The 8,326-nt window shown below is 60.5% G+C and carries 8 protein-coding genes; 1 reads left to right on the top strand and 7 read right to left on the bottom strand.

The genetic code is table 11. The features are described 5' to 3' along the window. Nucleotides 1-106: 106 nt before the first annotated feature. The 6 genes from mamL to mamH are packed head-to-tail and all read right to left on the bottom strand — an operon-like array spanning nt 107 to nt 6,514. Nucleotides 107-343: a magnetosome protein MamL gene (mamL, locus tag A6A05_RS00225; protein ID WP_068496295.1), complete on the bottom strand. Its 237-nt coding sequence runs from the start codon at nt 341-343 to the stop codon at nt 107-109. Between the two features lie 52 nt (nt 344-395). Beyond that, nucleotides 396-1,439, bottom strand: coding sequence for a MamK family actin-like protein (gene mamK / locus A6A05_RS00220; RefSeq protein ID WP_068496293.1), 1,044 nt, complete (start codon nt 1,437-1,439; stop codon nt 396-398). Nucleotides 1,440-1,483: 44 nt separating this feature from the next. Further along, on the bottom strand, nt 1,484-2,647 hold the full coding sequence (gene mamJ / locus A6A05_RS00215; protein ID WP_156520819.1) for a magnetosome protein MamJ: 1,164 nt from the start codon (nt 2,645-2,647) through the stop codon (nt 1,484-1,486). Nucleotides 2,648-2,662: 15 nt separating this feature from the next. After that, nucleotides 2,663-4,981 (bottom strand): magnetosome formation protease MamE, encoded by a 2,319-nt coding sequence (mamE, locus tag A6A05_RS19790; protein ID WP_082910571.1) that lies wholly within the window; start codon nt 4,979-4,981, stop codon nt 2,663-2,665. Beyond that, nucleotides 4,981-5,190 carry a magnetosome protein MamI gene (mamI, locus tag A6A05_RS00205; protein ID WP_068496289.1) on the bottom strand — a complete coding sequence of 70 codons (210 nt, stop codon included), beginning with the start codon at nt 5,188-5,190 and terminating at the stop codon, nt 4,981-4,983. The genes mamE and mamI overlap by 1 nt, the downstream gene beginning before the upstream one ends. A 37-nt stretch (nt 5,191-5,227) precedes the next feature. Continuing rightward, a complete protein-coding gene (gene mamH / locus A6A05_RS00200) occupies nt 5,228-6,514 on the bottom strand; it encodes a magnetosome biogenesis transporter MamH (protein ID WP_245644097.1) in 1,287 nt (428 codons plus the stop codon). A 55-nt stretch (nt 6,515-6,569) separates the two neighbouring features. Here mamH and A6A05_RS00195 point away from each other — a divergent pair, with 55 nt between their 5' ends. Beyond that, nucleotides 6,570-7,943: a DUF445 domain-containing protein gene (locus A6A05_RS00195; RefSeq protein ID WP_245644096.1), complete on the top strand. Its 1,374-nt coding sequence runs from the start codon at nt 6,570-6,572 to the stop codon at nt 7,941-7,943. Nucleotides 7,944-8,121: 178 nt separating this feature from the next. Here A6A05_RS00195 and A6A05_RS00190 read toward each other — a convergent pair. After that, a partial coding sequence (locus tag A6A05_RS00190) for a transposase (protein ID WP_172822152.1) occupies nt 8,122-8,326 on the bottom strand: 205 nt, incomplete at its 5' end.

Below are 8,326 nucleotides of genomic sequence, written 5' to 3'. Positions count from 1 at the left end.
CCGCCAGGCCAACCCAGCCGATGCTCCTGCTGCAGACCGCGCAACCGCTCTTCCTCATCCTTACCTACTCCAAAGCCCCGGCCCAGCTCCGACGGAGCATGGAATGTCAGCGCTTAATGACGATGTTTTTCCCAGGCAGTTTCTGCTTGCGCCGTTTCATAACATTCGCAAGCACCGACACAATCCCAATGGCGAAACCAAGAAAAAACGTAATGCCAAGAACCACGAAATGTGGCGCAAGCATCATCAGTGGCCCAAATCGGGTTTCCACCATATGGGCGTTGGACGATGCCAGCAGCACGATCAAGCCGCCGAACACCAACGATCCGATCACTCTTACCATGCCAATGTCCTAGACAGTCGTGCATCTTCGCCAACTAAGATGACATCCCCCATCACGGACCGGAAACGTCACCAAGCTGACGCCAATACTGGGGCGGAAGTTCTTCTGCCAGCCGCAGAGCGCCCCGGCAACCATCAAAAGTCGGGTCCTTGACGCAAGTCACATCCGCATTGCCAAACGGGCGCAGTTTATCTTTCACGTAGGCTGCCAAACCGCGAATCCGCGAGCCGCCGCCGGCAAATACGATATTTTGCAGCACTGTGGCCTGATATTCCGGCTGGAAGGACCGCAACAAAATCTCGATGCTCTCGATGATATCTGGCATCAGCGCTTCGCAGGCGATTTTTACCGATTCGGTCACATCGCAACGCACGGGCTTGCCGGCGGCGCGGAACTCGAAGGTGGCTGCTTCGCCGGGCGCGCCGACGAATGAAAATTGCTCTTTCACCGCGCAGGCCACATTCGTATTCATCTGCAATTCGGGATGGCGTTCCAGAAGGGCGTTCTGCAGGCGCTCGTCCAGATAATTGCCCGCCTTGGTCAGGGTCACCTGATCCTCGGGTCCGGGCACGGTGCCCTTAAGGGCACAGATATCCGTGGTCCCGGCGCCGATATCGACAATGATGGTATTGTTTAGCTTGTCCAAGCCATAGCCGACCATGAACGGCTCGGATACCACCAGCGCGGTATGAACCACTTCTTGGGCCATCTTAAGCAACAGCGCCTTGTTGGCCCCCGACGCGCGGGCCGGCACACCGATGACCGCGCAAATCTCGTCGTTGGCGCCCGGCTCCGCCGACTTCACCACATGGGTCAGCAGGTGACGCGCCACCTCGATGTCGCGGTCACTGATCTCGCTGAGCACACCGTCCTGGAGCGGATAGCGGAGATCCAGATAGGAGCGCATCTCGAAGGCTTCATCGCCAACCACATAGGGGCGGCCGAGTAGCTTCAAGCCAATGACATCCTTCGGGTATCCAACCACCGACTTTAGCAGGAACTTCTTTCCCCGGCTCGTCATCACCGCGGTATGGGAAGTCCCAAGGTCGATGCCAAGGAACAATCTGTTCTTGGCCTGGCCTTCACCTTCACTCATTTTTGTCACTCCGTTCGCGTGCCAACAGATCAATCCACGGGTCTCTATTTATTCTTATCTTCAGCATCACATTTCGGCGATGAACAACTACCGCAACTTCCCTCGATAGTTTGCGCCAACCGGCGCGTCCCGGCGACCACATTGCTTCCAACGAGGCGGCCTCCCTTGACCACTCCATCGACGAATCCGCCGCCGATAGTGAACACACCCCGCACCGCCGATCTGGCGACGCCGAAAATCCCCCCCAGAAGGTCTTCCACGTGAACTTCCTGAACCGGGGCGCGCTTCTTAACCGATGCGGCAATCTTGTTAGGCTGGCGGGTGGCTTCGACCGCCACAGCAACGGCGGGAGCAGCAACGGCGGGAGCAGCAACGGCGGGAGCCTCATCCAGAAGCTCGGCAAGACGGGAGCTTTCAGCAGGTACGGGATGAGCGATCAAATCCGCTGACGCAACGCTCTCCGCATGCGAATACTCGAACTCGGTCACCAACTCCACTACCTCGTCAATAAGGACAGGTTCCGGTTTAACCTCGATGGCTTCGATCTCGACCACCGGCTCCGCCTCGACCAACGCGGGTTCCGGCTCGACTTCGGCGGCCTCGGCTTCGATCTCGATCACCGGCTCCGCCTCGACCAACGCGGGTTCCGGCTCGACTTCGGCGGCCTCGGCTTCGATCGCGATCACCGGCTCGACCAGCGCGGGTTCTGGCTCGACTTCGGCGCCCTCGACTTCGATCTCGATCACCGGCTCGACCAGCGCGGGCTCCGACTCGATGGAAACTTCAATCTCGGCATTCGTTTCCGGCTGGACATCAATCACCAGATCAGACACGGCAAGCACAGAATCCGACTGCGTCAGCGAAGGAGCTACGACGCCCTCCTCAGAGGATTCTGCATTCTCGGCCAGCGGGGCTGTTCGCCAGATTGGCTGGGACCAACGGTTGACCAGATCGCCAACCGGCACAGGGTCCTGGGAACGAATGGGGGCGGAAGGAGGTTGTGCCGTCTCGACCAGCCCCCCTTGATTAGCTGACCACGGCGAACTTTCAAGCAAGCTAACCCAAATGTCGCCCTGCACCGGCTTAGCCGCCGCAGCAAGGTTCGGCGAGGGATGGACCGTCACCGAAACAATCTCCGGCCCCGACGAGATCTTTTGATCGCCATCGCCAGGAAGGTCAGTGCCGCGATCATGCCGGTTTTTTGCCATTATCCCGCTCCACCCTCAAAGAACAATCCAGAACTCTTGGCCATTGCGATGGACCTTGAGCAAAATCTGCTGCCCGGCGGCCGTCGCCGCCTTGATGGCGGTATCAAGACGAGCGGCGCTTGTCACCGGCCGATTATTGACCTCGATGATAAGATCATTGGCCTGAAGCCCCGCCACTGCGGCGCGTGATCCGGCCAACACCTCAGCCACCTGAGCCCCTTTACCCCCCCCGGCAACAGGAGTAGCGCCCGGCATGCCGACCACCGGCTGCGGAGCCATAAAAGTCTCGATCTCCATCCCCAGCCAGTTGAACTCGGTCGGCACCTTCGGGATAACAGGCTGAACGCCAGGAACCGTGGGAGCGCCCCCCGCCATCACGGCCGGAGCCGCAGGTGCTTGAACCACAGCCGCCGCCAGACCCGATGGGCCAGCAACAAGAGACATGTTGCTCACATCGCCGTCACGCAGGACTCCGATTCGCACCGAACGACCGTTGGACATCTCGGCCATGATGGCGGCCACTTCCTCGGGTTGATGCACGGGACGGCCGTCAACTTTGAGGATAACGTCGCCAGGACGCAGCCCCGCAGATGCGGCAGGAGTATTGGGAGTAACGCCGTTCACGAACACCCCTCGACCAGCAGGCAGGTTAGCCTGCAGCCCCAGACGCTGGGTCAAGGGGGTCAAAGCCGCCCCCAGGAGCGAGGCCCGGCTACCACCACTTCCGGGGACAGCCCCCTGCCCACCGCGCGGCCCCTGGATATTGATGGCCAGGCTTCCTGGCGGCTGGGCAAAGCGATAGGCGCCCCCAGCGCCCGGCGCGGCGATAGGAGCCGCGCCGACGGAGCCGATGATCTGATGGCAGTTGGCGCAGTTCATGTTCTGCCGGCCATCCGTGTGAGGGATGGCAGCATTGGCCCGAATCGCCGGTGCGGGTTGCTGTGGTGCAGCAATGGGCATCATCGGTTGGCCAAAGGCGATCGGACCGGCTGCGGCGCCACCGACGATGTGGTGGCATGTGTTGCAGGTCATGTTTTGCCGACCATCGGTGTGAGGTGATACGGCATTCGCGGGAATCGGCGGCGGCGGCACGGGAGCAGCCACGGGCATCATCGGCGCCTGGAAACCATTACCGGCGGGAACAATGTCGTGACAATTGCTGCAATCCATGTTCTGGCGGCCATCCACATGCGGCGACGGAGTACCCGCAGCAATCACCGGACCTGCCGCACCGACACCGACACCCATGGGCCGTTGCATGGCCACCAGTCCCATGGTCGGCCCCTCGGCGGTAGATGTCGGCAACCAGCCCACTTCATCCAGTGCGAAAAGGCGGGCCTGATTGCTGGGCACGGCAAAGCCGATCCCAGCAAACGCACCATTGGGGGTATAGATCGCCGTATTGATGCCGACGACCGTACCGTTGGCCGCCACCAGTGGACCGCCGGAATTACCCTGATTGATCGCCGCGTCGGTTTGCAGCAGGTTGGAGTGCGTCACCCCTTCGATGACCATGGATTTGCGCTTGGCGGAAATGATGCCGCGGCTGACAGTCATATCCAGGCCGAAGGGAGTCCCGATGGCGATCACCTCGTCGGCGACGAGCACCGCATCGCTGTCGCCCAGAACCGCAGCGGCAAGCTGGGCCTTGGGGGTGATCTTGAGCAAAGCGAGATCCAGCGCCTCATCCATCTTGACGATCTCGCCGGAATAGCGGATCGAGCCCACATCGTCCTTTACGGTGACGTACACCGAATTGGCCCCGCGCACCACATGGTAATTGGTGATGATGAAGCCGTCACTGCGGACGATAACGCCGGTGCCGATATTCTCCACCGACCGAGTGGTGGGACTGGCGAAACGGGGAAGACCGTCGGGATTGGCCAATCCCAAGGGATCGGGCATGGCTTGGCCGCCGGACGAGGAGGCGGTCACGCTAACCACGCTATTGCGCAGAAGGGTTGCGACGGCTGAGAACGGCCCTCCGCTCCCCACCGGGGCCGGTCCAAAATCCACTACCGGAGGCAAGGTCGCGATAGCACCGGCAGCCGAGGGCGGCGCCACGCGCGCTCTAGCCGGAACCGACATCGCCGGATCGACCACCGCCGACGGCGCCCCTTGCTGCGCAGGAACGTTCACGGCGCCGCGTGCGCCTGTCATCTGCTCCATCATGGCGCCCAGGCGAAGACCGCCCGAGGACTGCCGATAGATGAACGCGCCGAACAGGACGACCAGGGCGACAACGCCCATGAGCATCAGGTAGCGCTTCAGGTCTTTGCCGCAAGAGATATTGGAACGGCCTTCGTCTTCCACATCACCATTGAACATGGTCATCAACCATCGATGTTAGGGTCTGAGTTCGACCTCTTACCGGCAGGAGGCACTCGCACCGACTGGACCCCAGCGGCCAGCGCAACCAAGCCAAAGATGATCAGAGCCACCGGCACCGCACCACGCAGAAACTCGGTCACCGACCACCACCACGCTGTCAGCCCCAGCAATCCGATGGCAAGCGCCAGCAGCCCGAAAATCACGCTTGGCATAAACGTTCTCCAGTCTTGATGCAGAACACAAGCGGCGCTAGGCCACTTCGTCATCCCCTGGGGGGTTACCCCCGCCAACCCCACGCGCCTCACTTTTCACTAGACGCAGCGCATATGCGGATATAATCAAATTTCCAACGCCCGTAAAGACAAAAGGCGCAGGGGGGCCAATGTAATCAAACAAAAATCCACCAATCTGAACAAAAAAAATAATTCCTAGACACCCAATAACATTAAATGCGCCGAGAACGGAACCGAGCAAGTCTTTTGGTGCATGATCAACGGTTAGTATTTGTGGGGCAACAAAGCAACCAGCTTGCCCAGCCGAAACCAACAGAATAGGAAACACAATAAATCCGTCAAATGGATTGACCACAAATCCGAGCATTATAAATCCAAGGGCGGATAGCATCATCCCCAATAAAATGGCCTGAATGCGCCCGAAACGCTCGATAAACGAGCGCCAGACCGGGATCGAGAGCATGACCACCGCCCCCATCAATCCGATCAACATGCCCGCCCTTGCCGCCGCCTCCGCCTGCCCGACCTTGATGAGGTCGGCGAAGTAGATGAACCACAGCATGAGGAACAGGCCGACAAACACCATATCGCTTCGAGCGAACAGTGAACTTGCAAAGGCCAGCCGCAGGCGCGGCTCCGTCTTCACCAGATCCCAAACGGCCCGCCAGGGGACAGAGGTCTCGACGGTGCGCGGAGCCACATCCACGAGGAATTTGCGCGCCAGCCAAGCACCGGCCACGGAAATGGCCGCAGTCAGCAACATGGTCACCGCAATACCCGCATGGCCAGGGATCTGCATCAGGACCGCATAGACCAGCGTCACGCCGAACGCCATCATAAAGGCGGTATTGGACAGCAGCCGAGCCCGGCTGCTGTCGTCACTGAAATCACCGGCCAGGGCGGACAATTGCGGCCACACAGCACCGCTGCCCGCAGACATGATGACCCGGGAAACGTAGTAGACCACCAGCGCCCCAATGGAGGCTCCGCCAATCCAGGGACTCAGCGGCGCGATCACAGCGCCGACCGCAGCGACGAGAAAGCCCGCCACGATGATCCGTACCCTGCCAATGCGATCCGACAGGTAACCAAGATAGGCAAAGATGAAAAGATCAAGGACCTCGGTCACCACCTGCACATTGGCATTGACTGCTCCGGCAGTCTCGAAGGAGATATTAAGAACGTTTCGCAAAAACAGCGGCTGAATAGCAACGACGAGAGTCATAAAAACCATGCACAACGCCGACAATAAATAAAGGGCGTTCCGCTGGTGCCCCTCAACTACTGAGCTGGCAGGTTCCATTCGCGTCACAATTCACCTCCGATTCGCGCGGACTATAGCACCGAGGGGGGGGGGATTGACAACCCATAAACACAGGGTTCATACGAAGGAGGCTCCCAATGTGGCGCACTTAGCGGATTTCGCGCATCTGCTGGAATCAAGAAGTCAAATCTTTGCGCCATCGCCTACCGATCAGGATGCCATGCTCTCTTCCTCGGAAGATAAGGATAATCGAACGCAACAAGCCGGCCTCACACGGATGCGGACTTATGCAACGACTTTGCTTGCCTTCGTCACTGCGATCTTTGCATTTGCAGTTTGGGGCTTGGAAACATGGCCATGGCTAGCGCCGGTCAAGGCCTTCGCCGAAGCCGCACTGGTTGGCGGCGTTGCCGACTGGTTCGCGGTAACCTCCCTGTTTCGCCGTCCATTTGGGCTTCCCATCCCCCATACCGCTGTCATTCCCCGAAACCATGGCCGAATTGCCGCCGCCATCGGGCGGTTCGTCGCTGACAACCTGCTGGCGTCACAGGCACTAGTTCAACGTCTGGAGGAATTAGACACCGCCGGCCGTCTGGGACGCTGGCTCGGCCAGCCCGAAACGGGGCCGATGATCGCGGCACGCATCGCCGGGTCGCTTCCCCCCATCGTACACACGATCGGGGAAGAGCGGTGGCGTTACGCCATCGGCGGCGGGCTGCGCAAGGTGGTGGACACCGCCATTACCGGACCGCGCATGGCCCACATCCTCTCCTATATGGTCGGCCGGGGCTATCATCACGCCATCATGGATCATCTGGTGGCCGAGGCCCGGTCTTTCGTGGCCCAGAATCGCTCGTTCATTCGCAAGAAAGTCGCAAAAGAATGCCCGGAATGGCTGCCCCTATGGGTCGAGACCCAGATCGCACAGGGGGTATCCCACGGCATTGACGGATCGCTGGGCGAATTAACCTCCCACGATCATCCCTGGCGGCGGAAATTCGAGATGTTCCTTCACGAAACCATTGACGGCATGGCCCATGCCCCTCTTTTCGCCCAACGGATCGAGGACGTGAAACTGCAGGTTCTCGGCGACCCCGCCGTGGATGACTACCTCCAACAGATCGGAGCCAGTGCCTATGCCCACCTGATGGGCGGAGCCGAGACCGTGGAAACCGTCATTGAAGGCGCGCTGCGCGAAATCGGTCAGAGGCTGGAGCACGACCCCGCCATGCGGGCGACCTTGAATCGCTGGCTGCGTGATGCCACCGAGGCGCTGCTGGTCCCCCGGCGGGAACTGATCGGCTCGTTGATCACCGATCTGGTCATGCGTTGGCGAACCGCCGTGCTGATCGAAAAGCTGGAAAACCACGTGGGCAAGGACCTGCAATACATCCGCATCAATGGCACGGTGGTCGGTGGCCTGGTCGGACTGGTCATTTACGCGGTTACGAGCCTGGTCCGGCATTAGGAATGTGGAGGGCAGCGCGTTGTTTGTTAGCTAACCCGTCCTATTCACCAGGGAGTCGCCTGACGTTTGGCGCGTCTGACCACGACGGCCTTTCGGTCGTCTGGGTGATGTGATGGGCAGGCGGACGGGGTCTGGAGTTGTCGGGCGGGATTGATCGGGGCAATGACGGCCCCGTCGGTCACGGTCCGGCGGGCATCAGCGCCGAGGCGAGGTGGCGGATCAGGGCAGCCTCGGGGCAGGCTGCGGCGAAGGCGAGACGGATGCGCGAGGCGGTCTCGATGACGCGGGCGCCCAATTTCAGCAGCCGGAGCCGGATGGTGGTGAACTCCGCGTTGGCCAGGGCATGAGTCTTGGGGATGGCGTCACGGAGGGTGAGCATCAGC

The organism is Magnetospirillum moscoviense (genome assembly GCF_001650635.1).
In the GTDB taxonomy this organism is placed as follows: domain Bacteria; phylum Pseudomonadota; class Alphaproteobacteria; order Rhodospirillales; family Magnetospirillaceae; genus Magnetospirillum; species Magnetospirillum moscoviense.
The sequence above is the reverse complement of the archived record's forward strand: the minus strand, read 5'-3'. Positions and strand labels throughout refer to the sequence as shown.